At 41.4% G+C, this 25,024-nt stretch carries 22 protein-coding genes, 1 pseudogene and 1 other annotated feature; of the genes and pseudogenes, 14 read left to right on the plus strand and 9 right to left on the minus strand.

From position 1 onward, the window contains the following. Nucleotides 1-94: 94 nt before the first annotated feature. Nucleotides 95-2,614, plus strand: a pseudogene (locus EDC41_RS11175) (YadA family autotransporter adhesin); the annotation flags it as partial. Between the two features lie 88 nt (nucleotides 2,615-2,702). Beyond that, nucleotides 2,703-3,002, plus strand: a complete 300-nt coding sequence (locus EDC41_RS11180) for a DUF4298 domain-containing protein (protein ID WP_006250449.1) — start codon at nucleotides 2,703-2,705, stop codon at nucleotides 3,000-3,002. Between the two features lie 26 nt (nucleotides 3,003-3,028). On the opposite strand, the gene fabR is transcribed toward EDC41_RS11180, so the two are convergent. Both fabR and oxyR read right to left on the minus strand, forming a co-directional pair. After that, on the minus strand, nucleotides 3,029-3,661 hold the full coding sequence (gene fabR, locus EDC41_RS11185) for an HTH-type transcriptional repressor FabR (RefSeq protein ID WP_006250448.1): 633 nt from the start codon (nucleotides 3,659-3,661) through the stop codon (nucleotides 3,029-3,031). A 2-nt stretch (nucleotides 3,662-3,663) separates the two neighbouring features. After that, nucleotides 3,664-4,548, minus strand: coding sequence for a DNA-binding transcriptional regulator OxyR (gene oxyR / locus EDC41_RS11190; protein ID WP_006251712.1), 885 nt, complete (start codon nucleotides 4,546-4,548; stop codon nucleotides 3,664-3,666). Nucleotides 4,549-4,662: 114 nt separating this feature from the next. Between oxyR and EDC41_RS11195 the strand changes: the two genes are divergently transcribed. Then, nucleotides 4,663-5,397 carry a glutathione peroxidase gene (locus EDC41_RS11195; RefSeq protein ID WP_006251713.1) on the plus strand — a complete coding sequence of 245 codons (735 nt, stop codon included), beginning with the start codon at nucleotides 4,663-4,665 and terminating at the stop codon, nucleotides 5,395-5,397. A gap of 78 nt (nucleotides 5,398-5,475) precedes the next feature. Here EDC41_RS11195 and thrC read toward each other — a convergent pair whose 3' ends face one another. Next, entirely contained in the window at nucleotides 5,476-6,750 is a 1,275-nt protein-coding gene (gene thrC, locus EDC41_RS11200) for a threonine synthase (protein ID WP_006251714.1), read from the minus strand. Between the two features lie 125 nt (nucleotides 6,751-6,875). On the opposite strand from thrC, the gene EDC41_RS11205 reads away from it, so the two are divergent. From EDC41_RS11205 to EDC41_RS11215, 3 genes are all read left to right on the plus strand, one after another. Then, nucleotides 6,876-7,334 carry a methylglyoxal synthase gene (locus EDC41_RS11205; RefSeq protein ID WP_020831077.1) on the plus strand — a complete coding sequence of 153 codons (459 nt, stop codon included), beginning with the start codon at nucleotides 6,876-6,878 and terminating at the stop codon, nucleotides 7,332-7,334. 43 nt (nucleotides 7,335-7,377) lie between these two features. Further along, the gene (yccS, locus tag EDC41_RS11210; RefSeq protein WP_115262453.1) at nucleotides 7,378-9,570 is read left to right on the plus strand and encodes a YccS family putative transporter; all 2,193 of its coding nucleotides are present in this window, start codon (nucleotides 7,378-7,380) and stop codon (nucleotides 9,568-9,570) included. A 257-nt stretch (nucleotides 9,571-9,827) separates the two neighbouring features. Beyond that, a complete protein-coding gene (locus tag EDC41_RS11215; RefSeq protein ID WP_006251717.1) occupies nucleotides 9,828-10,322 on the plus strand; it encodes a transposase in 495 nt (164 codons plus the stop codon). Nucleotides 10,323-10,418: 96 nt separating this feature from the next. On the opposite strand, the gene EDC41_RS11220 is transcribed toward EDC41_RS11215, so the two are convergent. Next, nucleotides 10,419-11,663: a paraquat-inducible protein A gene (locus tag EDC41_RS11220; protein ID WP_006251718.1), complete on the minus strand. Its 1,245-nt coding sequence runs from the start codon at nucleotides 11,661-11,663 to the stop codon at nucleotides 10,419-10,421. Between the two features lie 221 nt (nucleotides 11,664-11,884). Between EDC41_RS11220 and ilvC the strand changes: the two genes are divergently transcribed. Then, nucleotides 11,885-13,366, plus strand: a complete 1,482-nt coding sequence (ilvC, locus tag EDC41_RS11225) for a ketol-acid reductoisomerase (RefSeq protein ID WP_006250438.1) — start codon at nucleotides 11,885-11,887, stop codon at nucleotides 13,364-13,366. Nucleotides 13,367-13,506: 140 nt separating this feature from the next. Here the strand turns inward: ilvC and EDC41_RS11230 are convergent, their stop codons facing one another. Further along, complete coding sequence (locus EDC41_RS11230; protein WP_032844840.1) at nucleotides 13,507-14,364, minus strand: phosphoribosylaminoimidazolesuccinocarboxamide synthase; 858 nt, start codon at nucleotides 14,362-14,364, stop codon at nucleotides 13,507-13,509. 197 nt (nucleotides 14,365-14,561) lie between these two features. Beyond that, nucleotides 14,562-14,689, plus strand: a sequence feature (His leader region). A gap of 32 nt (nucleotides 14,690-14,721) precedes the next feature. Here EDC41_RS11230 and hisG point away from each other — a divergent pair. Beyond that, nucleotides 14,722-15,621 (plus strand): ATP phosphoribosyltransferase, encoded by a 900-nt coding sequence (gene hisG / locus EDC41_RS11235; protein ID WP_006251720.1) that lies wholly within the window; start codon nucleotides 14,722-14,724, stop codon nucleotides 15,619-15,621. 12 nt (nucleotides 15,622-15,633) lie between these two features. After that, nucleotides 15,634-16,917, plus strand: coding sequence for a histidinol dehydrogenase (gene hisD / locus EDC41_RS11240; RefSeq protein WP_006251721.1), 1,284 nt, complete (start codon nucleotides 15,634-15,636; stop codon nucleotides 16,915-16,917). 96 nt (nucleotides 16,918-17,013) lie between these two features. On the opposite strand, the gene plsX is transcribed toward hisD, so the two are convergent. Genes plsX through yceD form a run of 3 tightly spaced genes read right to left on the minus strand, consistent with a single transcriptional unit; the run spans nucleotide 17,014 to nucleotide 18,766 of the window. Continuing rightward, the gene (plsX, locus tag EDC41_RS11245) at nucleotides 17,014-18,006 is read right to left on the minus strand and encodes a phosphate acyltransferase PlsX (protein ID WP_031200495.1); all 993 of its coding nucleotides are present in this window, start codon (nucleotides 18,004-18,006) and stop codon (nucleotides 17,014-17,016) included. Nucleotides 18,007-18,054: 48 nt separating this feature from the next. Next, entirely contained in the window at nucleotides 18,055-18,225 is a 171-nt protein-coding gene (gene rpmF, locus EDC41_RS11250; protein WP_006251723.1) for a 50S ribosomal protein L32, read from the minus strand. Nucleotides 18,226-18,241: 16 nt separating this feature from the next. Continuing rightward, on the minus strand, nucleotides 18,242-18,766 hold the full coding sequence (gene yceD / locus EDC41_RS11255; RefSeq protein ID WP_006251724.1) for a 23S rRNA accumulation protein YceD: 525 nt from the start codon (nucleotides 18,764-18,766) through the stop codon (nucleotides 18,242-18,244). A 215-nt stretch (nucleotides 18,767-18,981) separates the two neighbouring features. Here yceD and EDC41_RS11260 point away from each other — a divergent pair, with 215 nt between their 5' ends. The 4 genes from EDC41_RS11260 to EDC41_RS11275 all read left to right on the plus strand — a co-directional run bounded on the left by EDC41_RS11260 (nucleotide 18,982) and on the right by EDC41_RS11275 (nucleotide 23,127). Then, nucleotides 18,982-19,779 (plus strand): cytochrome C assembly family protein, encoded by a 798-nt coding sequence (locus EDC41_RS11260; protein ID WP_006250432.1) that lies wholly within the window; start codon nucleotides 18,982-18,984, stop codon nucleotides 19,777-19,779. A 123-nt stretch (nucleotides 19,780-19,902) separates the two neighbouring features. Next, nucleotides 19,903-21,192, plus strand: a complete 1,290-nt coding sequence (locus tag EDC41_RS11265) for an HlyC/CorC family transporter (protein WP_006251725.1) — start codon at nucleotides 19,903-19,905, stop codon at nucleotides 21,190-21,192. A 328-nt stretch (nucleotides 21,193-21,520) separates the two neighbouring features. After that, entirely contained in the window at nucleotides 21,521-23,029 is a 1,509-nt protein-coding gene (locus tag EDC41_RS11270) for a sodium-dependent transporter (RefSeq protein WP_020831080.1), read from the plus strand. Then, nucleotides 23,029-23,127: a methionine/alanine import family NSS transporter small subunit gene (locus EDC41_RS11275; RefSeq protein WP_006250429.1), complete on the plus strand. Its 99-nt coding sequence runs from the start codon at nucleotides 23,029-23,031 to the stop codon at nucleotides 23,125-23,127. The genes EDC41_RS11270 and EDC41_RS11275 overlap by 1 nt, the downstream gene beginning before the upstream one ends. 47 nt (nucleotides 23,128-23,174) lie before the next feature. Here EDC41_RS11275 and EDC41_RS11280 read toward each other — a convergent pair whose 3' ends face one another. Further along, nucleotides 23,175-23,438, minus strand: a complete 264-nt coding sequence (locus EDC41_RS11280; protein ID WP_006250428.1) for a GrxA family glutaredoxin — start codon at nucleotides 23,436-23,438, stop codon at nucleotides 23,175-23,177. A 159-nt stretch (nucleotides 23,439-23,597) separates the two neighbouring features. Here EDC41_RS11280 and srmB point away from each other — a divergent pair, with 159 nt between their 5' ends. Then, nucleotides 23,598-24,932, plus strand: coding sequence for an ATP-dependent RNA helicase SrmB (gene srmB / locus EDC41_RS11285; protein WP_020831081.1), 1,335 nt, complete (start codon nucleotides 23,598-23,600; stop codon nucleotides 24,930-24,932). Nucleotides 24,933-25,024 lie beyond the last annotated feature (92 nt).

Below are 25,024 nucleotides of genomic sequence, written 5' to 3' on the forward strand. Positions count from 1 at the left end.
CCTTTTTGTTTAGATTGATTTTTGACACTCATATTCTAAACGGGAAACTCTCACTTTTTAGAGTGAATTGTCAGATCAAGTCTGATCTTCTACAACTAATGTAGCTGCCGGTGACGTAAATGCAGATAGTAAAGATGCAGTAAATGGTAGTCAGCTTTATACTTTCGCTATGGCATCTCGTGAAGAAGTGAAGTCGACTGATAAATCAGTTACGGTTAACACGACAAAAAATGCTGATGGCGCGAATGTGTTCGATCTTTCTGTGAATACGGACGATGTAACAATTGTAAAAGATCCTACAACCGGTGCGATCAAGGCTAACACTACGGCATTAAATGATGCAAATAATGACGGTAGAATTGATGAACCAACCGCTGATGATGCTAAGAAATTAGTGACAGCAGGTGATATTACCAACGCCATCAATAACTCAGGCTTTACGTTGAAAACGTCGGCTGTAGAAGGTGGAGAGAAGCTTTCAGGTGGTGATGAACTGATTAATCCGGGTAAAGCAGTTGAAATGGTTGCAGGTAAAAACTTAACTGTGAAGCAAGAAGCTGATGGTAAAGTCATTTATGCGACTAAAGATGATGTTAAGTTTAGCAGCGTAACCTCTAACACTGTAACTGTACCAACTGATGAAGCAGATCCTGCAAATAATCCAATTACTATCAATAAAGATGGTATCAATGCAGGTAATAAAGCGATTAGCAATGTTGCGTCTAACCTGACACCTGTGACTGCAGATGATAAGGTTCAACCAGCAGACAATAATCCAACCAACTTAGCTGATAAGTTAAGTAATGCAGCAACATTAGGTGATGTATTAAATGCAGGCTGGAATTTACAAGGTAACGGCAAAGCGGTTGATACTGTGGTACATAATGACACGGTTGATTTTATTAACGGTAAAGGTACAACGGTCACGGTTGAAAACAAAGACGGTAAGAATACGATTAAAGTAGATAGCCCGATTGAGTTTGTAAACCAAGATCCTACTGATAGCTCAACGCCAAGCAATACGGCTAAATTCACAGGTGAAGCCCCTGTTCAATTAGGCAATGTGGCAAGTAGTGTTCGTAACGAAGATGGCTCAACCCCAGAGGGTAAAGACCGTGCAGAAGCGATTAAAAATGCTGAAGGCGACAAGCTAAACAACGTAGTGAACTTAGGTGATTTACAAGCGGCAACTAATGCAGCTACTACGAAAGTGGGCGGTAACCGAGGTGTAACTATCACACCTAGCACGAATGCTGATGGTTCAACTACTTATAACGTTGAAGCGAAAACTGACGGTACTACTATTAAAGTAGATAATGAAGGTAACATCACTGCAAATACCAGTGAGTTAGGTAACAACGAAGATGGTACGGTGAAAGCACCAACTCAGCCAAATGCGTTAGTGACTGCTCAAACTGTTGCAGATGCAGTGAATAATGCAGGCTTTAATATTAAATCTGCAGGTAATAAGGCTGCCGGTGACCAAGCTGCGACTAAGCTAGTGAAAACGGGCGAAGAAGTTGTGTTTGAAGCAGGTGATAACTTAACTGTTAAACGTGATGGTAATCAATTTACTTTTGCGACAGCAAAAGATGTGAGCTTCAATAGCGTACAGTTCAGTGAGAATGGTCCGAAAATCACTAATGATGGTGATAACATCAAAGTCGGTGATAAAGACGGTAAACCAACTAAGATCACTAATGTAGCAGATGGCGATATTAGCCCAGTAAGCACAGATGTTATCAACGGTAAACAGCTGAACAACTATGCGAAAGTGAATGGTAATAACATTGGTACTGATGAAGATGGTTCTATCAATATCGTAAATGGTAATGGTACAACTATTACCAGTGATAAGGCTGGTGAGGTGAAAGTGAACGTAAACAGCACAGATTTAACCGTTGCTGATAACGGCAAAATCAATGTTCAAGATCCTAACGGTACCGGTTCACACTTTGTGAATGCAACAACAGTAGCAAATGCCGTAAACAACGTAAGCTGGAACGTAGATTCTAAAGCAGTTGGTACAGGTGTGGTTGAAGGGGATAAAGCCCCTGCGAAAGTAAAAGCAGGTAGTACAGTGAGCGTGAATGCAGGTAATAATATCAAAGTGACACGTAAAGGTTCTGATGTAACTGTAGCCGTTTCAGATACCCCTGAATTTACTAGCGTTAAGACTGGTGATACATTGGTGAACAATAATGGCGTAACCATTAATAATGGCTCTGCAGGAAAAGCGGTAAGCTTAACGAAAGATGGCTTAAATAATGGTGGTAACCGTATTACTAATGTTAAAGCAGGTGAGGCAGATACCGATGCTGTTAATGTTGGTCAGTTAAAAGGTGCTGTTAATCACTTAAATAACAAGATCCATCGTAATAACCGTGAAGCCCGTGCTGGTATTGCCGGTTCAAATGCAGCAGCGTTACCGCAGGTTTACATTCCAGGTAAATCTATGGTGGCTGCAGCAGGTGGTACATTTAAAGGTGAAAACGCGCTTGCAGTAGGTTATTCACGTTCAAGTGATAACGGTAAGCTTATCTTGAAATTACAAGGTAATGCGAATAGCCGAGGCGACTTTGGTGGCGGTGTAGGCGTTGGATACCAGTGGTAATTTAGCCTAATTGAGTTGAAATCCCCTTCTTCGGAAGGGGATTTTTATGTTATATTGAGGCTAAAATTTATGGTGTAAGCGGTAAAGAATGAAAAAAGCAGATATTCAGAAAATGCAGGATTGTTATAACCAATGGGTAGAGCTATTACCAGAATTGGAAAAGGGGATTGAGCAATGGAAACGAGCTTCTGCACTTTTGGAACCCTTAAGTCGGTTTTATGCTAGCCCGGAATGGCGTGAATTACATGATAGTTTTGATGAACAGTTAGATACTAAAGGCAATTATAGTATCTTGTCAGAAGATGCGTTATGGAATGCGTTATCTGAACATCATCAATTAGCACTAGAATGGTTAAAGCTATCGACTGCATATATTACGAAAGAATAAAAACAGACGCTTAGGCGTCTGTTTTTTTATGTTGATGAAGCTTGTTTATTGGCATAATAGGTGGAGCCACGAATCAGCATTCTTAGCTGCATAATGACACGTTGCTTTAGTTTTTCCCGTTCTTGATTGTTCATATCCAAAGCATGAGAACCGGCAGTAAATACTAGCGTGACTAAACCTTCCGATTGAATATAAGCAAGTTCTCGGTTACTGTGATTATCTTTGCTCATAATATAGTCCGCCAATTCAGCTACAAAATGTTGAATTTCGCGTGATGCTGCGGTTCTAAACGCTTGCGATGTACCGGAGCTTTCGCGTAGTAATAGCTGGAAAACGTTAGGGCGGTCGGCAATCAGTTCGAAGAATGTTTCCACTGAAACCACGACAACACTTCCGCCATTTGCAATTCGTTTTCGAGCTTGCCTCATTAATTGGCGTAATAGTAGCCCGGATTCGTCCACCATTGCTAAGCCTAGTTCGTCCATATCTTTAAAGTGGCGGTAAAACGAAGTCGGTGCGACTCCAGCTTCACGCGCAACTTCACGCAAACTGAGATTAGAGAAATTTTTTTCTGAGCTTAATTGATTAAAGGCGGCTTCTACTAATGCTCTGCGTGTTTTTTCTTTCTGAATTGCGCGCACACTCATACCGTTTGCCATTTTTACGCCTCGGATTGCATAATTTTAGTAATGGCTTGAGCTAAACGCTCATAGCGGGCGCGTAATGGTGAACCTGGTCGATACACCATTCCCACAGCTCGAAACGGTTTCGGGTTTTCAAGTGGAATATAATGTACTCCTTTAATCGGTTTAGCGGCTAATTTAGGAATCAATGCTAGGCCAACATTTGCTGCTACCATATTGCGTAAGGTTTCAAGGTTGGTAGCTTTAAAGTGTGGATTTTCTTTTGCTCCAATGGATAGACAATAGTCTAGCGTATTAGTGCGTAAACAATGGCCACTGTCTAAAAAGAGCAACTCACGGTTTTTTAATAAATTCATATCGAATTTTTTAAGCGCTGCCCATTCGTGTTGTTCTGGAACTACCAAGTACATTTCTTCATTAAAGATAGGCACTTCAATAAAAGATTCACTCTCTTTTACAAATGAGATAATGCCACAATCAAGCTGGCCGGATTCAAGTTGATCTAATAATTGGTTGGTTTGTAATTCGTAAATATACAGCTCTAAATCTGCAAATTCTGCTTTTAATGCAGGCACAATAATTGGCGAAATGTAAGGCCCCAAGGTTGGGATTACACCAACATGAAGCGGGCCAGACATCTCTTTACCTTGGTTGCTTGCCATTTCTTTTAGAATTTTTACTTCACGTAAAACTACCTTGGCTTGTTCAACTAATGTTAAGCCTGCTTGCGTAAAGAGGACTTTGCGACTGGTTCTTTCAAGCAGAATAGTGCCTAGTTCGTCTTCTAATTTGCGAATTTGCCCGCTTAAAGTAGGTTGGCTAACATTACAAGATTCTGCTGCACGACGGAAATGCTTATGTTCTGCAAGTGCAATAAGGTATTCTAAATCTCGAATATTCACTTGATTCCTCCAATTTAAATTTTTCCTATTGTTCCGATAGGCTGAATTATGCCATATTTGTGAGTATAATGCCTAAGATTTTTATAATATATAATTCTATAGGAGAACATTAATATGTCTTTTAAAGATATGACGGGTCAGAAAGTACCCAGTGTAACATTTCGTACACGTCAAAACGATGCTTGGGTTGATGTCACAACCGATGAGTTATTTAATAACAAAACGGTGGTTGTGTTTTCATTACCCGGAGCATTTACACCGACTTGTTCATCAACACATTTGCCTCGCTATAATGAATTAGCTTGTGAATTTAAGGCATTAGGGGTAGATGATATCATCTGTATGTCAGTTAATGATACCTTTGTAATGAACGCTTGGAAAGCAGATCAAGAATCTGAAAATATTACTGTTATTCCTGATGGTAATGGTGAGTTCACAGAAGGTATGGGGCTATTAGTTGATAAAAATGACCTTGGGTTTGGTAAACGTTCTTGGCGTTATTCGATGCTGGTGAAAAACGGTATTGTGGAAAAAATGTTTATTGAGCCACAAGAACCGGGCGATCCGTTTAAAGTATCAGATGCCGATACAATGATTAAATATTTAAGTCCAAATTGGACAGCTAAAGAGTCTGTTTCGATTATCACTAAACCGGGTTGCCCGTTCTGTGCAAAAGCAAAAGCATTATTAAAAGAGCAAGGCTATACTTTTGAGGAGATTGTGTTAGGTCGTGATGCAAGCACGATTTCTGTACGAGCAATTACAGGTAAAACCTCTGTACCACAAGTATTTATCGGCGGTAAACATATTGGCGGTAGTGATGAGTTAGCTGCTTATTTTGCAAAATAATAGGCAAATATAACCGCTTGTAATGCATAAAAAGAGGGATTAAGTTTAATACTTAATCCCTTTTCTATTATTGAATATTTATTTCAACAAATATGCACGCAATGTTGCAAAATCTGCTGCCATTTCATCGGATAACAGTGGCAGTTTGTTGTGCTTATCTAATGCTTCCGGTAACGGCAATTCAATCGCTAAAATGCGTTCCACCGACTCTTTGAATTTTGCCGGGTGAGCGGTGCATAAGAAAATACCGGTTTCGCCTTGTTGTAGCTGATCTTTCAAGCTTTGGTAAGCAATAGCACCGTGAGGCTCACACAGATAACCTTCTGCATATTGAGCTTTCAAAGCCGCTTCGGTTTCGGCATCGTTTAATGCGGCAGAACCCAATTCAGACAAACTCCAGCCATTGCGTTTAAATAATTCTTCAACTCGTGGCCAGTTGTTCGGGCGGCTTACGTCCATTGCATTAGAAAGGGTTGCAACGGTTGCGTTTGGTTCCCATTTGCCTGATTGTAAATAGCGTGGCACGGTGTCATTGGCATTGGTTGAGGCAATAAAACGTTTAATCGGTAAACCTAATGTTTTGGCAATTAAGCCGGCGGTTAAGTTACCGAAATTACCGCTTGGTACTGAAACCACTACGTTATCTCGTTTTTCTTTTGGTAACTGAGCAACTGCTTCAAAGTAGTAGCAAATTTGAGCCAGTAAACGGCTAATGTTGATGGAATTTGCGGAATTTAAACCAATCGCTTGGCGTAGCTCGGCATCATCAAAGGCTTGTTTCACTAAGGCTTGGCAAGCATCAAAGTCGGATTCAATCGCAACAGTGCGAATATTACCGCCTAAGGTACAGAATAATTTTTCTTGTAATGGGCTGATTTTGCCTTTCGGGTAAAGAATGACCACGTTGATATTTTCCAAACCATAGAAAGCATGAGCCACCGCCGCACCGGTGTCACCTGAGGTAGCGGTTAAAATAGTAATTTTGCCGTCTCCTCGTACATTGGCTAAGGCTTGAGCCATAAAGCGCCCACCAAAATCTTTGAAGGCTAAAGTCGGACCGTGAAATAATTCTAACGCATAAATATCATCATTGACTTTGGCAAGCGGTGCCGGGAAAGTGAACGCATTTTTTACCATTGCATTTAAGGTTTCTTGCGGTAACTCTTCGCCGATTAAGGCTGAAAGAATTTTTTGGCTGCGTTCAACCAAAGGTAAATCCAATAATTCATCAATGCTACCTAATTTAGGTAACACTTCAGGGAAAAATAGCCCTTGATTTTTGCCTAAGCCTTGGCGTACCGCTTGGGCGAAATTGACTTGTTCTTCAGGGTGTTTGATGTTGTATAAGTTCATTGCGGTTAATCCTTTGTTTTAAAATGCGAATTTTTACCTGATTTTAGCCATAAGCCGTGATTAGTCAATGCAAAAGCGAAAAATAAGCGGTATGATTTGTGAAAAATTTTGCAAAGGAGCTAAAAATGAAAACCACCGTCAGAACCATCGCAAAACAAAAACAGATTGCCTTAGTGGCTCACGATAGCTGTAAACAAGATTTAATTCGTTGGACACAAACTCATCAAGCCCAACTTGCCTCGCATAAGCTATATGCCACCGGCACTACCGGGCATTTGCTCGCCAGAGAAACAGGGCTTGAAATTACTTCATTGTTAAGCGGCCCGATGGGGGGCGATCAGCAATTAGGCGGGCTGATCGCAGAAAAGAAAATTGATCTGCTGGTGTTCTTTTGGGATCCGATGAATGCCGCTCCGCACGATCCTGATGTGAAAGCCCTGATGCGGATTGCGACCGTTTGGAATATTCCGGTGGCGATTAACGAAACTACCGCTAATTTTCTGTTAAATGCGGATTTGTTTCATCAAGAAGTCAGCGTGAATGTGCCGGATTATGATGGCTATTTAGCAGAACGTTTAGGGTAGTGTAGGTAGGGGCAGGTTCTGTGCCTGCCCGAAATGAGCAAATATGAATAAATTTTTAAGATATCTACAACACAGTTGGCTTTCGGAAAATGTAATTAAAACGCTGCCTATGTTTATTTCGCTGAATATTGCAGCGGTTAGTATTTGGCAACTCGGTATTTCTGATTTTGCGATGCCGTTGATGTTAGGCATTATCGCCGGCGGTTTGGTGGATTTAGACAACAGCCTAATCGGACGAGCGAAAAATCTGATTATCAGCCTAGTGGCGTTCTCGCTTTCCTCGATTGGGGCGAGTGTGTCGCTCCATTTGGGCTGGCTGTTTGTGCCGGTGGCGGTGGTTTGCACCTTTTTGCTGGTAATGTTAGGGGCAATCGGGCAACGCTATAGTACCATTGCTTTTGGCACGCTGATTGTGGCGGTTTATAACAGCCTGGCTTATACGCCCGAAGTATTGTGGTATCACAATGTGGTGATGATCTTACTTGGCACCTTACTCTATGGTTTGGTCGGTATTTTGGTTTACCTGATTTTTCCGAATCGCACTGTACAGGAGAATTTAGCGTCCGCCTACCTTGCATTGAGCCACTATTTACTGGCGAAATCTGCCTATTTTGACCCCGATGATGACGATTTAGCTGCGAAACAGTTAGCTTTGGCGAAAGCCAATAGCGAGGTGATGGCTGCTTTTGATAAAACCAGAGTCGCCCTATTCTACCGCCTAAGACGTCAGCACAAGCAACAACGGACACAGCGAATGCTGCGTTACTATTTCACCGCTCAAGATATTTTAGAGCGGGCAAGCTCCAGCCATTATCAATATCACGAGCTGTTTCAACAATTAAGCAACAGTGATTTAATGTTTCGCTTTCAACGGGTATTGGAATTACAGGCGGCGGAGTGTCAAAAAATTGCGATGTCGTTACGCCATAGGGAAGTATATGAACACGGTATGTGTGGCGAAAAAGCCTTGCAGGGGTTACTTAACTCATTAAATTATCACCAAGAAAGGGGCTTGAAAAGTGCCTATCGTTGGCGTGCTATTGCAGAAAATTTAGGCAATATTGAACGGCAATTAGCTCAGATTGAACAAGGCTCAAGCAGTGGTGAGCATATTGAGCCGTTAAGCAAAAATTTCACCAAATCTCACCGCTTGATCGCCGAAAATATTACCGGCTTAAGCAATATCAGCCAAGCGATTAAAGCCCATTTAACCTTTGAATCCCAACTGTTTCGCCACGCCGTTCGGCTGTCGATAGTGGTGCTGTTGTGCAGTGCGATCGTGCCGATTTTAGGCTTCGACAGCAAAGGTTACTGGATTTTGCTCACGGCGATTTTTGTCTGCCAACCGAATTACACCGCCACTAAGACCCGACTGATTCAGCGTGTAATCGGCACGATTTTCGGCGTGCTGGTCGGTGGCTCTTTTGAATTGTTTAACGTAACGCTCAGTCTGGAAGCCCAGCTTGGGCTAATCGTACTGACCGGCTCGCTCTATACCTTTTTCCGCTTGGTACATTATGGCTTTTCAACCTTTTATATTACGGTGTTGGTAATGATAAGCCTTGATATTGCAGGCGTGAGCCTTGAAAGCGGCATCTTAATGCGAATGCTCGATACTTTGCTCGGCACTGCGATTGCGTGGTTGGCGGTAGCATTCTTATGGCCGGATTGGAAATATTTAAATTTGCAACGCAACTTACATAATAGCTTGAAAGCTAGTGGACAATATTTACGCCATATTATTGCCCAGTTGCAGTTTGGTTATAACGAGCAACTACCTTACCGCATTGCACGCCGTGATGTGCATAACCATTTATCGGCACTCAGTAATGCAATTACCAATATGTACAGCGAACCACAAAAATATGCGAACGATTTAACCTTCGCCCCGAAATTGTTAAGTATTGCTTACACCTTGCTGGGTTATATTTCCACCTTAGGGGCTTACCGTATTGCTAGCCGAGAGATTAATCAACAAGTGGATTTTTCCGCAATGTTCTTCTCACTCGCCAGAGAGGTGGCAAACATCATTGGGCAAATCGCCTCAGAGAGCCGTTCATTTGCAAAATTATCGGAAAAATTGACCGCTATCGACCAAGACCTAGCCCAGTTTGAGCAGGAAAATCAGCAAAAACAAAATGATCTTTCCTTAGTGTTGATACAACAACTGAGGCTGATTGTGCAGTTGTTACCGCAGATGCAAAGCTTGCTGAAAGCTGAAATTTGCCATCAGTAATAGAAGAAGCACGGGCGGGCACAGGGCCCGCCCCTACGGTTGTATTAATTATATAATTTGTAGTAGGATTTCTTATGTGATAAAAATTTAGCGTAGGGACGGGTCCTGTGCCCGTCCGTAATTTTCCTAAATAACCATTAGTAAATAATTTAATAAATATTATTAATCTTTTTGTGATCTTGCTCGAAAAAAACGTTTTATAGTATTGCATGTTAATCATTTCTAATTAAATAATAAATTTATTTAGGAAATTAAAGATGAGAAAAGCTCAACGCAAAACTATTCGTTTAAAGTATTATGATTACGCACAAAATGGTCTTTATTTCGTGACAATATGTGTTCAAGGGCGTTTATCTTTATTTGGCGGTGTTCTTGATAATGCGATGTATTTGAATGATGCAGGTAAAATGGTAGAAAAACAGTATAAAGAATTAGAGAATTATTTTAATAATGTCACTTGTTTAGAATATATAATTATGCCAAACCATATTCATTTCATAATCCAAATTCTTAATGTGAATGTTATTCAGCAATCTCTATTTGATATTATTCAACGTTTTAAATCTATAACGACAGTGGAATACATTAAAAATGTTAGACACAATAATTGGAAACCATTTCATAAGAAGTTATGGCAACGCAGTTATTACGAACATATTATTAGAAACGAAGAAGACTATTTAAGCATAGTGAAATATATAGAAAATAATCCGACTAATTGGCAAAAAGATAAATTATTTATTAATGATTAGGTATAGCAATATATGATATCTATTATGCCTATTCCTACTTCCAGACGGGCAGAAGCCCGTCCTAAGCTATTTTATGTTTTTAACGATAAAGGGAATTTAGTGGGTAGCTTTGCGTTTATGATCGTAATGAATCTTCCACAGCATTCTGGCATCTAAATTTGCAGAGGCAAACATCGTTAAGAATACGGCTGCACCAAAATAGAAAGCGGCTTCCCCTACCGAGAAACTGAGAATCTGCCCTCGTTCGAGTAGCGACATCATCAATGATAACACGAATAAATCCAGCATTGACCAGCGTCCGACAAAATGGACGTAGTGCAGTAGTTTCATTTGCCAATGAATCGGGTGCTTCCATTTGTAATGAATTGCCAGCAAGAGATAAAAAATAATGGTAATTTTACTCACCGGCACGGCAATACTGGCGATAAACACAATCGCTGCCACGGTGTAGCTACCCATTTCCATAAACAGAAGCACGCCGGACATTAATGAATCTGCCGAAACCTGCCCTGCCAATTCAGTGGTCGAAATCGGGAAAATATTTGCCGGAATCATCATAATCGTTCCTGCAATTAAGCAAGCCCAAACCCGTTGTATTTTAACGTTATCGGAAATTGATAAATTGCTTTCACAACGAGGGCAGCGTTGTTGTCCTTTTAAATCCAAGATGGTTTCATCAAAGCAATATTCACAGGTCGGGCAAAGTGTTGGATTGCTTGGGTGATCAAACGGTAAGGCGTGATATTCTGGGTAAAAACGTTCCCACGCTTGTTTGGGATCGGTTTTAATAAAAAGTAGGGTGTTTAAGATGGTTACCAACACAAAGGCGATTAAATTTACGTCAAATTGTAGATCGGCATAATCTCGAATTTTAAAAGCTGCAACTGCAAGGGCAACTAAATAGACATCAAGCATTACCCATTCTTTGATTTTGCTTAAGAAAATCAGGGTATAACGGGGGCGTTGGCGAATAATACGTTGTAGCTGAACGGTTAAAATTAGCAATACAAATGCAATCGGCATTATTACCGCACAGACTAGCACCATAAAAGCGGTGTAAGGGTAGCCTTCGGTTGCCATCTTCCAAATGCCGTCCCATACGGTAGCGTTAATTTTGATGCCGAGTAAGTCAATGCTCATTAGAGGGAAATGAAGTGCAAAGGGGAGCAAAATCAAAATTGCTAACGCCAAAAAAGCACTGCGGCGTAAGCTCCAAGTGTTGTTTTTGCGTAATATGTTATGGCATACCGGGCAAACGGCATTTCCATTGAGCATAAGCGGCACTCGTACCTGTTGCCCACATTCGCCACAGCTTTGTAGAATGATTTTGTTTATTTTCATTTTTTGATCTTCTATTAAATTAGGTGGTTATTTTCTACTTTATCGTAGAGATTGCAAGCGGTTAAATTTGGCAAAATTTTTGCAAGTTGCATTTTATGCAATATGAAATATTAATATTTTCAATTTACGCAATATTAGGTTAAGGTATAATCAAATCAAACTATAACAATGTGCAAACAAAACATCATATCAATCTCATTAATTCAAATAAGGATTAAAAAATGGCTAACTATTTCAACACTTTAAATTTACGTCAAAAATTAGACCAGTTAGGTCGTTGCCGCTTTATGGATCGTGATGAATTTGCAGATGGCTGCAATTTCTTAAAAGGCAAAAAAATCGTGATTGTGGGTTGTGGTGCTCAAGGTTTAAACCAAGGTTTAAATATGCGTGATTCAGGCTTAGATATTGCTTACGCTTTACGTGCCGAAGCGATTGCTGAAAAACGTGCTTCATTTAAACGTGCTTCTGAAAACGGCTTTGTGGTGGGTACTTACGAGCAATTAATTCCTGAAGCGGATTTAGTGATTAACTTAACGCCGGACAAACAGCACTCTAAAGTAGTTGCCGATGTAATGCCGTTAATGAAACAAGGTGCGGCATTTGGTTATTCACACGGTTTCAACATTGTGGAAGAAGGTGAGCAAATTCGTCCGGATTTAACGGTTGTGATGACCGCTCCGAAATGCCCGGGCACGGAAGTGCGTGAAGAGTACAAACGTGGTTTCGGTGTGCCAACCTTAATTGCCGTTCACCCGGAAAATGACCCTAAAGGCGAAGGTTTAGCCATTGCGAAAGCGTGGGCAAGTGCTACCGGTGGTGACCGTGCGGGCGTATTAGAATCTTCATTCGTAGCAGAAGTGAAATCTGATTTAATGGGTGAACAAACCATTCTTTGCGGTATGTTACAAGCAGGTTCAATCGTGTGCTACGACAAATTAGTGTCGGAAGGTAAAGATCCGGCTTACGCAGGTAAATTGATCCAATACGGTTGGGAAACCATTACCGAAGCGTTAAAACAAGGCGGTATCACCTTAATGATGGATCGCTTATCAAACAGTGCCAAATTGCGTGCGTTCGAGCTTTCTGAGCAAATCAAAGAAGAATTAGCGTTCTTATTTGAAAAACATATGGACGACATCATCAGTGGTGAGTTCTCATCAACTATGATGGCAGACTGGGCAAACGGCGATGCCAACTTATTAAAATGGCGTGAAGAAACAGGTAAAACAGCCTTTGAAAACGCACCACAAGCAGACGGTATTAAAATTTCTGAGCAAGAATACTTTGATAACGGTGTGTTAATGGTTGCAATGGTGAAAGCAGGGGTTGAATTAGCCTTTGATACAATGGTTTCAGCCGGTATTTATGAAGAATCGGCTTACTACGAGTCTCTACACGAGTTACCGTTAATCGCAAATACAATCGCTCGTAAGCGTTTATATGAAATGAACGTGGTAATTTCAGATACCGCAGAATACGGTAACTACTTATTCTCTCACGTTGCAACCCCGATTTTAGCGGAGAAAATTATCCCAACGTTAGAGAAAGGCGATTTAGGTGAACCAACTCCGGCAGTGGAAATCGACAACGTTACCTTACGTGATGTGAATGACGCAATCCGTAACCACCCAATCGAGTTAATCGGTCAAGAATTACGTGGTTATATGACAGATATGAAACGTATTTCTTCGCAAGGCTAACAAGCGGTCAGATTTACACAAAATTTTGCAAAAGTGCGGTAGAATAACCGCACTTTTTACCACTAACTAAAAAACCTGTAAGTGTTGGCTTACAGGTTTTTGTTTTGCAAAAAATAGCGTAAATTTGACCGCTTGTGGTGTTATTTGGTTAATAAATCCAATGCTTCTTGATATTTCGCTACGGTTTTTTCAATTACCTCTGCCGGTACTTTCGGGGCTGGGGGTTGTTTGTTCCAACCGCTATTTTCCAGCCAGTCACGCACGAATTGTTTATCAAATGAAGGTGGATTTGTGCCTTCTCGGTAGGTTTCAACTGACCAAAAACGGCTGGAATCCGGGGTTAGGACTTCGTCCATTAGCGTTAGTTCACCGTTTTCGTCTAAGCCGAATTCGAATTTGGTGTCGCAAATAATAATTCCTTTGGTCAGGGCATAGTTTGCCGCTTCAGTGTAGAGTTTTAGAGCGGCATCACGCACTTTGGCGGCAAGTTCTTGACCGATCTGGCGTTCACACTCTTCGTAGCTGATATTAATATCGTGATCGCCCACCTCGGCTTTGCTGGACGGTGTGAAGATCGGTTGCGGTAATTTGCTGGCCTCAACCAAGCCTTCCGGCAATGTTAAGCCGCAGATCGTGCCAGTTTGTTGGTAATCTTTCAGCCCGGAGCCGGTTAAATAACCCCGCACAATCGATTCAATTTTCACCGGTATTAAGCGTTTGCAAACCACCGCACGATGTTGAATAGCTTCTGCCTCTTCTTGCGGTAACACGTCAAACACACTGTCGCCGGTGAAGTGGTTTGGCATAATGTGGGCTAATTTGTTGAACCAGAAGTTGGAGATTTGGGTGAGGATTTCGCCTTTACGAGGAATAGGATCGTCTAAAATAACATCAAAGGCAGATAATCGGTCGGTGGCAACCATAAGCATACGTTTTTCATCGATTTCGTAGAGATCACGGACTTTGCCGGAGTAGATCTTTTTGAGGCTGACTTGCATAGTATTATTCCTACTTTGTTGAATTTGCAAAAAATCAGGCAAATTATACCGCTTTACGCAAACGTTTGCGATAATTGTTTTAGAGAGATGAAAAATAGCAATTTTTCATAAAAAACACTTGTCATTGCCAAAATTTAGGCGTATCTTTTAAAGCAATTTAGTTTGGAGAACAGCAAAATGGCATTTATTCGTACTCATCACCACCATCATTTACCTGAATAATCTTTCGGGCATTTGGTATGTGCGGAAGATAAGACTTCCGAGTACGCCTAAACGCAGCACAAATTTAACCCTCTCGGAAGTGATTTCGAGAGGGTTTTTTATATTTACAATTTAAAACATAAGAAGGAAACAACAATGACAACACAAGATCGATTAAGAATTGCGATGCAGAAAAAAGGTCGCCTAAGTCAAGAGTGTAGTGAGCTGCTCAAGCAATGTGGCGTAAAAATCATTTGGAACGACCAACGTCTGATTGCCTATTCAGAAAATATGCCGATTGAAATTTTGCGGGTGCGTGATGATGACATTCCGGGTTTAGTTTTTGATGGCGTGGTCGATCTCGGCATTATTGGCGAAAATGTGCTAGAGGAAGTCGAATTAGGGCGATTAAGTGCAGGTGAGAACGTTGCCTATAAAAAACTCCGCCAGCTCGATTTTGGTGGCTGCCGTTTATCGTTAGCGATTGATCGTGATAAAAAATATCACAATATCAAGGAATTAGAAGATGCTGTGATTGCGACATCGTACCCAAATCTATTAAAACGGTATATGAAAGAGCAAAATGTGCCGTTTAAAAGTATTTTACTCACCGGTTCGGTTGAAGTTGCCCCAAGTGCGGGCATTGCCAATGCAATTTGCGATTTAGTCTCCTCAGGGGCAACATTAGAGGCGAACGGATTAAAAGAAGTTGAAGTGATTTACCGTTCAACTGCTTGCTTAATTCAACGCCAAGAACCACTTTCAGCGGAAAAACAAGCCTTGGTCGACAAACTATTAACCCGTATTCAAGGGGTACAACAAGCAAGCGAATCAAAATATATTATGCTCCACGCACCTAAAGATAAACTGGCGGAAATTACCGCTTTATTACCCGGTGTGGAAAACCCGACTATTTTACCGTTAGCTAACGACCAAACCCGTGTGGCAATGCACGTTGTCAGCCAAGAAAACCTGTTCTGGGAAACGATGGAGCAGCTAAAAGAAATGGGAGCAAGTTCCGTATTAGTCTTACCGATTGAGAAAATGTTGGCGTAAAAGGAATCAAATATGCAAACCCTAATTTGGAACAATTTAACAGAAAGTGAGCAGCAGCAATATCTAGCTCGTCCGGCACAGGTGGTTGGCGAGAGTATTAAAGCCGCGGTCGATGAAATTAAAGCCAATGTACTCGCTAACGGCGATAAGGCATTATTTGAGCTGGCTGAAAAGTTTGATAAAGTGAAATTGGAGAGCTTAGTGGTATCAGAACAGCAGATTCAGCAAGCACAGAGCCGTATTTCACCAGAGCTTAAGCAAGCGATTCAAAATGCGAAAGCGAATATCGAGGCTTTCCACAAGGCACAGCAAAATCAAGAGGTGGATATTGAAACCCAGCCGGGGGTGCGTTGCCAAGTCATCACTCGCCCGATTAATGCAGTAGGGCTTTATATTCCAGGCGGTTCAGCTCCTCTTTTCTCTACCGTGTTAATGCTTGCGGTGCCGGCAAAAATTGCCGGTTGTAAGAAGATTGTACTTTGCTCGCCACCGCCGATTGCTGATGAAATTCTCTACACCGCTAATTTATGTGGGGTAGAAACAATTTATGCGGTGGGCGGGGCTCAAGCGATTATTGCGATGGCAAATGGTACGCAAACAGTAACGAAAGTGGATAAAATTTTCGGCCCAGGTAATGCGTTTGTGACGGAGGCGAAACGACAAGTCGTTCAAGAAGGCACGGCGATTGATATGCCTGCAGGCCCGTCTGAAGTATTGGTGATTGCCGATGAGTTTGCCGACCCTGAATTTGTGGCGAGCGACTTGCTCTCTCAAGCGGAACACGGGGCCGATTCCCAAGTAATTTTAGTCACACCAAGTGAGAGCTTGGCAAAAGCAGTCGCTGAAGAATTAGAAAAGCAGGTGTCGGTTCTGCCTCGTGCTGAAACTGCCTGTAAAGCATTGGCTCACTGTCGTACTTTTATTGCAGAAAACCTGCAACAAGCGGTCGAAATTAGCAATAAATATGCACCTGAGCATTTAATTGTGCAAACTGAAGATGCCCGCTCGTTGTTGGCGGATTTAGATAATGCCGGCTCGATTTTCTTAGGGGCGTATTCGCCGGAAAGTATGGGGGATTATGCTAGCGGCACTAACCACGTTTTACCGACTTACGGCTACACTAAAACCTATTCGAGCTTAGGTTTAGCTGATTTTAGCAAGCGAATGACGGTGCAGGAGCTGACACCACAAGGCTTTCTAGCCTTGGCCGAAACGGTGGAACGAATGGCAAGTGCAGAATTGCTAGATGCACACCGCAATGCGGTTAGTTTACGAGTGGCAAAATTAAAAGGCTAAACACAAGCGGTTGAATGGGTAAATTTTTTTGCAAATTTGACCGCTTGTATCTTTAAGTGAAACAAGAAATGAAAATAAGCGAACAGTTGAGTTCGCTTATTTTTGGGTTAAACCCTCTAGGATTTTATTTGGAATGTCGCCTTGAATTTGTTGCACCGCATAATCAATAGCGTAATAAAAGGCATTGATATTTGCCCCGCCGTGGCTTTTCACGACTACTTTAGATAAGCCGAGCAAGGTCGCCCCGTTATGGCGGTCAGGGTTAATTTGTTGCAATTTGCGGTAGTAACGGTAGAACATCGCTTTCAGTAAATATCGTTTGGTGTTACGGCAAATATTGGAATCGGCTTTCTCTTTTTTAAAGAGAGAAATAATATTTTTAGCTGCCCCTTCCAACGCTTTTAACGCGATATTGCCGGTGTAGCCGTCACAAATAATCACATCAGTGAGATAGCTGGTTAATTTATCGCTTTCAATAAAGCCGGTGTAATTTAAGTCTTGTCTGTTTTTCAGCAGTTGATGCACTGCCTGAAGTTGTGCCGTGCCTTTATTTTCTTCTGTACCAATATTCAATAAAGACAGGCGAGGGTAAACTAAATCAAGCATTACTTGAGCAAACAGGTTTCCCATTTCTGCAAATTGTTGTAGCTGGTGATTGCTTACTTCAATATTTGCCCCTAAATCTAACATTACGCTGGATTTGCCGTTGAGGGTAGGAATTAGCGAAGTGAGTGCAGGGCGTTCAATATTTGGTAATGGTTCAATCAATAATTTTGCCAATCCCATTAACGCACCAGTGTTACCGCCACTAACACAACCTTGTGCTTTGCCCTCTTTTACTGCCTCAATCGCTAACCGCATAGAGCTGTTTTTGCTTTGGCGGATTGCAGTAGTGAACGGAACATCAGCTTCAATCACTTGTTCGGTATGATGAATTTGGATTTTGGGGTGGTTGAGTAGTGTGTGTTTTTGTAATAAAGGGGTTATTTGGTGTTCATCACCAAATAATAAAAAAGAAAGGCTTGGATTTTGTTTTAAGGCTTTTTCCAGTGCAGGAATAGTAACGCGGGGACCAAAGTCCCCGCCCATCACATCTACTGCAAGAGTGATATCAACCAAGATAAACCTCGAAAGGAATTACTTGTTGATTACTTTACGACCACGGTAGTAACCGTCTGCAGTTACGTGGTGGCGAAAGTGAGTTTCACCACTGGTTTTATCTACTGAAACTGCTGCAGTTGTTAATGCATCGTGTGAACGACGCATATCACGACGTGAACGAGATTTCTTATTTTGTTGAACAGCCACGGGCTTTCTCCTAGATCTAGTTTTTCTTTAAATTAGCTAATACTGCGAACGGGTTTGGTTTTTGTACCAGTTCTTCCGGCAACTCGCCAAATACCTGTTCACTTACGGACACTTCACAGTGTTCTTCACTATGCATCGGGACTAGAGGTAATTCAAGAATAAATTCATCTTCAATCATATCTAGTAAATTTACTTCACCGAACTCGTTTACTTCGATAGGTTCATAAATTTCGGGCAAGATGTCCGCCTGATCCATGTTAGACACCGGACTGAAAACAAATGAACAGTCGAGCGTTTGTGTAAACGGGTCACCACATCGTTGGCAATCAAATTCCACATCTACTTTTGCTGTGCCTTTAATCACAGTTAGGCGTTGTGGATCGACATATAACGAGAGAGTGACTTGTGCATCACTTTGCACATTACATACTGATTCACCCAAGCGTGTTAGAAGTTTACCTGAAATGTAGCCTTCATAATCAACGCGACGCTGAGCATCTTTGTAAGGGTCAATCGTAAGGGGTAGTTTTACCTTTTGCATAGGGTGTGCATATTACAGATAGAAAGCAAATTAGTCAAAGGAAAATTATTGTTTTCAGTGAGATAATCTTACCGAGAAAAGGTAGGGTTCAATTTAAGGCGAAAAGCACATTTTTTAGGATAATTTTTGATCTAGCAACAGCAAAAACTAGCTAAAACGGTTACTTTTGATTAAAATTCTGATAGTTATTCTTATTTGACGAGATTCGAGACAATATGTTACTTCCTCTTTTATCCATTGTTGCTTACGCTCTAGCGCTACTTTGGGTTGCCCCTACTCTAGTGAATTTAGAAAATGCCGCAACAGTTAATAAAAAGCCTAATATGATGTTAGTCTTTGGGTTTGGGTTACTTGCCACGATTTTGCATTTTTCTGTGTTATATAATGAATTATTTTTAATCGAAGGGCAGAATTTTACGGTAACAAATGTAATCTCTTTGATGAGTTTCATTATGGCGGCTTGTGTCACACTTGCGTTGTTAAAATGGAAAACAGTTTGGTTTCCTTTAATTATTGTGTACTCTTTCGCCATTTGTAGTGTGGGGGTGGCTGGATTTGTAAAAGGTAGTTTTATCCGTAATGTGCAAGAAAATGCGGGACTGCTTTTCCATTTAGGGATTGCATTATTTTCTTATGCTCTCTTCTTTTTAGCATTAATTTATGCTTTTCAACTCAAATGGCTGGATAGAAAACTAAAGAGCAAAACAATGTTCTTTTGCCAGATTCTACCACCGCTAATGACGGTTGAACGCCATTTCTTTACTTTAACCTTAGCTGCACAAGCTATGCTGACGCTCACTTTATTTTCCGGTGTGGTTTATTTGCATAACTTTTTCGAGCCGGAGCATATTCATAAAGCAATTTTCTCCTTTTTAGCTTGGCTTGTTTATAGCATTCAGTTACTTGGACAGTGGAAATTACATTGGCGTGGAAAACGGGTGCTTATTTATTCGATTTCGGGTATGATGTTGCTCACCATCGGCTATTTCGGTAGTCGTTTGATCGTCAATTAATGATCTACAAGCGGTCAAAAAAGCAAAATTTTTTGCAAGTCGGCTGAACCGACAAAGTGAGGTAGTGACAACGCTTTTAGTGTTACGCTACCTTTTATGATTAATTTACATAGGAATTGAATTTTGGACAGTATTCCCCTGAGTAGTTTATTTATTACCTTAGCTATTCTTTTAGTACTCTCTGCATTTTTTTCAGGCTCGGAAACCGGCTTGATGTCTTTAAACCGCTACAAAATGCGTCACCTTGCCGAGCAAGGGCATAAAGGGGCGAAACTGGCGGAAAAACTCTTGGCACGCACCGATGTGCTACTTAGCCTTATCTTAATTTGTAATAACTTAGTCAACATTGCCGCCTCTGCGATTGCAACGATGATCGGTATGCAGTTATCCGGTGAAGCCGGTGTGGCAATTGCAACCGGTTTGCTAACTTTTGTAATGTTGGTTTTTTCGGAAATCCTACCTAAAACAGTAGCGGCAATTTACCCTGAAAAAGTCGGTTTTTTCGCCAGCTTTGTGCTAACACCGCTTAAAAAATTACTCAGCCCGATTGTATTTTTAATGAATTTGATTATTGCCGGGCTGATGAAATTATTGCGGATTCAACAAAAAGATAAACAAGGCTTAAGCTCCGAAGAGCTGCGTAGTGTAGTGCTTGATGCCGGTAAATTTATTCCTGCCGAACACCGTGAAATGTTGGTCTCTATTTTAGATATGGAAAAAGTGACGGTTGATGACATTATGGTGCCTCGCAACGACATCAGCGGCATTGATATTGATGATGACTGGAAAGCGATTATGCGTCAGCTTAATCACGCCCCTCACGCTCGGGTGATTATCTACAAAGGGGATATGGACAACAATATTGTTGGGATTTTGCGGGTGCGTGAAGCCTTTCGTTTAATGTTGGAGAAAAACGAATTTACCAAAGAAATGCTACTGCGTGCAACAGATGAAGTCTATTTTATTCCTGAAGGCACACCACTCACTACACAATTAATGAACTTTAAAGCGAATAAAGAGCGTATTGGTTTAGTGGTTGATGAGTATGGTGATATTAAAGGGCTAGTCACTCTTGAAGATATTTTAGAAGAAATTGTGGGTGAATTTACGACTTCATCAGCACCGACCCTTGAGCAAGAAGTTCAGCAACAATCAGATGGTACGGTGATTATTGAAGGCTCAGCCAACCTGCGTGATCTGAACAAACTATTTGATTGGGATTTACCGCTTGAGGAAGCCAGAACCTTTAACGGCTTGATTTTAGAGCATTTAGAAAAAATTCCTGATGAAGGAATGGAATTTGAACTCTACAACTTGAAAGTGATGATTCTTGAAGTGAGTGAAAATATGGTTAAACAAGCGAAAGTTGAACATTTTTCACCGAAAATTGAAAAAGAGCAAGATTCAGCCTAATTTTAAGAAAAAAGAAAGTAAATAACACATTATTTGTACAAATAATGTGTTATTTTTTTGTTAATTTTAATATAAATAATTATGCTGGTAGCTTTTAGGTTTTTATTTATATTTAACTGAAGATGTCTTGTTTTTAGTTTTTTTGTTTGAATTTTTGTTTTTATTTGGAGTTTTATATTGAAAATTGAGCGTTTTTTATCTGTTTTTCTATATTTTTCTACTTTACATTCAACCTGAAATTGGGCATATTCCGCACTTAAAGTGTGATTAATTTACATTTAACTCAATTCTTTTTTATATAAAACTTTATCAGTTTGAGGTATTTACCGTGTCTAATCAATCATCAAACGCACCGCAAAGAGAAACGTTCTCCGGACGTGGTGCATTTATTATGGCGGCTATTGGTTCCGCTGTCGGCTTAGGGAACATCTGGCGTTTCCCTTATACTACTTATGAAAACGGCGGTGGGGCTTTTATTCTGCCGTATATCATTGCCCTTTTGACCGCAGGTTTACCGCTGCTGTTCTTAGATTATTCTATCGGGCATAAATATCGTGGTGGTGCACCGCTCTCTTTCCGCCGTTTCAGCTCGAAATTTGAAACCTTCGGTTGGTGGCAAGTGCTGATCAACGTGATCATCGGGATTTATTATGCGGTGGTACTCGGCTGGGCAGCAAGTTACACCTACTTCTCATTCAGCGGAGCGTGGGGCGATAAACCGGTGGATTTCTTTATCGGTGAATTCTTAAAAATGGGCGATATTACTCAAGGCGTGAGCTTTGAATTTGTCGGTATGGTTACAGGGCCGTTAATTGCGGTATGGCTGATTGCTATTGCTGTGTTGGCTATGGGGATCAAAAAAGGGATTTCTGCTGCCTCAAACCTGCTAATGCCGCTGTTGATCGTGATGTTCTTAGTGTTGGTCGGCTATTCATTAACCCTACCGGGTGCTGCGAAAGGCTTAGATGCGTTATTTACCCCAAACTGGGAAAAATTGGCTGATCCAAGTGTGTGGATTGCCGCTTACGGTCAAATCTTCTTCTCACTCTCTATCTGCTTCGGGATTATGATTACCTATGCTTCATACCTGAAAAAAGAAACCGATTTAACCAGTTCAGGCTTAGTGGTGGGTTTTGCGAACAGTGGTTTTGAATTATTAGCGGGTATTGGCGTATTTGCGGCACTCGGCTTTATGGCAACGGCTGCAGGGCAAGAAGTGAACGAGGTAGCAAAAGGCGGTATCGGCCTGGCATTCTTCGCTTTCCCAACCATTATTAACCAAGCACCAATGGGGGCATTAGTTGGCGTGCTGTTCTTTGGTTCACTCACCTTTGCGGCATTAACCTCATTTATCTCGGTAATTGAAGTGATTATTTCAGCGGTGCAAGACAAACTCAATTCAGGTCGTGTGAAAGCCACGCTACTAGTCGGCATTCCGATGATGGTGGTATCTGTCTTGCTATTCGGTACAACCACCGGTTTACCAATGCTTGATGTGATGGATAAATTCGTAAACCAATTCGGTATTGTTGCGGTGGCGTTTGTTTCCTTGATTGCGATTGTCACCAGCGAGAAATTAAGTACCCTTGAAAAACACCTGAACGAAGTTTCTTCATTCAAAGTCGGCTTTATCTGGCGTTTATGTATCGTTATTACCTCCGGCGTACTGGCATTTATGTTATTCAGCGAAATCGCCAAAGTGTATCGTGAAGGTTATGAAGGCTACCCAAGCTGGTTTGTAAACACCTTCGGCTGGGGAATGGCAATCGGCTTAGTGGTGGTGGCTTATTTGCTATCAAAAATGGCGTGGAAAAATGAACCAAAAGGAGATGAGTAATGAGTTCAGCAGCAATTATTACCATGGTGGTGGCAATGACGATTATCTGGGGCGGTTTACTTTTTGCGATTAAACGTCTGCCGAAAGAAGAACAATAATTTGCAAATTTTTGTATAAAAAAGCCCGCTTGTTAGCGGGCTTTTGGCTATACGGTAATCCCAAATTTCTCTTCCACAAAGGCTTGGAAATCGGTGCAACCGCCAACGTGGTTATTATCCACAAAAATTTGTGGCACAGTTGCAACCGGCTTGCCAACACGAGGCTCTAGGTCTTGTTTTGAAATATTTTCAGCGATCATATCAATAAATTTAAAATCAAAATCGCTTAATTCTTGTTTCATTTTCTCGGCTAATGTTTTTGCACGCACGCAGTATGGGCAAGATAAACGTCCATAAATTTCAACAAACATATAATGTTCCTTCTATAAAGTAAAAGTGAGCGAATTGTCCGTTAAACGGCTCTGTGTAAGTGTAACAATTTTTTCAGCCTTTTAGGATAAATTTCTTCACCATCACGGCAAGCAGTTAATGTGATATACTGGGGCAAATTTACAAGTAGAGAAACAGAGATGACCCAATTAATGACGTTTGAGGAGCTTGATTTAAGCCCTCAATTACTTAAAGCCTTAGCACACAAAGGCTATAACCGCCCAACCGCTATTCAACAAGCCACGATTCCGGCTGCGTTAGAAGGACGTGATCTGCTCGGTTCAGCCCCTACCGGTACCGGCAAAACCGCCGCTTTTTTACTGCCGGCAATTCAGCATTTATTAGATTATCCTCGCTGCAAACCAGGGGCTCCTCGCATTTTAATTCTTACCCCAACCCGAGAGCTGGCAATGCAGGTGGCGGAGCAAGCCCAAGCACTGGCTAAATTTACTCAGTTGAGCATTGCGACTATTACCGGTGGGGTGGCGTATCAAAATCACGGTGAAGTCTTTAATAAAAATCAAGATATTGTGGTTGCTACCCCGGGTCGTTTAATGCAATACATTAAAGAGGAAAATTTTGACTGCCGAGCGGTGGAAGTGCTGATTTTTGATGAAGCAGATAGAATGTTGCAAATGGGCTTCGGGCAAGATGCGGAGAAAATTGCGGCAGAAACCCGTTGGCGTAAGCATACTTGGTTGTTTTCAGCGACCCTCGAGGGCGAGTTATTAGAGGATTTTGCCGAGCGATTATTAAATGATCCGATTAAAGTCGATGCCGAACCAAGTCGCCGTGAGCGTAAAAAAATTCAGCAATGGTATTACCACGCCGATAATGTAGAGCATAAAACCAAATTATTAGCTCGTATTATCAGCGAATTTTCGGTGGAAAGAGCGATTGTGTTTGTCCGCCGCCGAGAAGATGTGCGAGAACTCAGCGAAACCTTGCGTAAGCGGGGAATTCGTTCTACTTATCTCGAAGGTGAAATGGCTCAGACCCAACGTAACCAAGCTATTAACCGTTTAAAAGAAGGCGTAGTGAATGTGTTAGTGGCAACCGATGTGGCGGCTCGAGGCATTGATATAGACGATATTGATTTCGTGCTGAACTACGATTTACCTTATAGTGCGGATACTTACTTGCACCGTATTGGGCGTACTGCTCGTGCTGGCAAAAAAGGTTCGGCAATTTCATTGGTGGAAGCTCACGATTATAAATTACTCGGCAAAATTAAACGTTACACCGAAGAAGTACTAAAACCTCGCATTATCGAGGGCTTAGAGCCTCGCACCAAAGCCCCGAAAGATGGCGAGCTAAATGTGACCAGCAAGAAAGAAAAAGCACGCATTAAGAAGAAAAAAGAGGCGAAAAAAGAAGCGGCAAAACCAAAAGTAAAAGTCCGCCACAAAGATACCAAAAATATCGGTAAACGGCGTAAACCAAGTAGTGAATCGGCTGCGGTTAAACAGGCATAATGTGTAGAAGATCAAACCTAATCTGACAGTCCCCCGTTTTAAATTACCGTGTCTGTCAGATTAATTTGAGCTTAAATTCTTTTCCACCCAAA

It is taken from the genome of Mannheimia haemolytica (genome assembly GCF_004342115.1).
Lineage (GTDB): Bacteria > Pseudomonadota > Gammaproteobacteria > Enterobacterales > Pasteurellaceae > Mannheimia > Mannheimia haemolytica.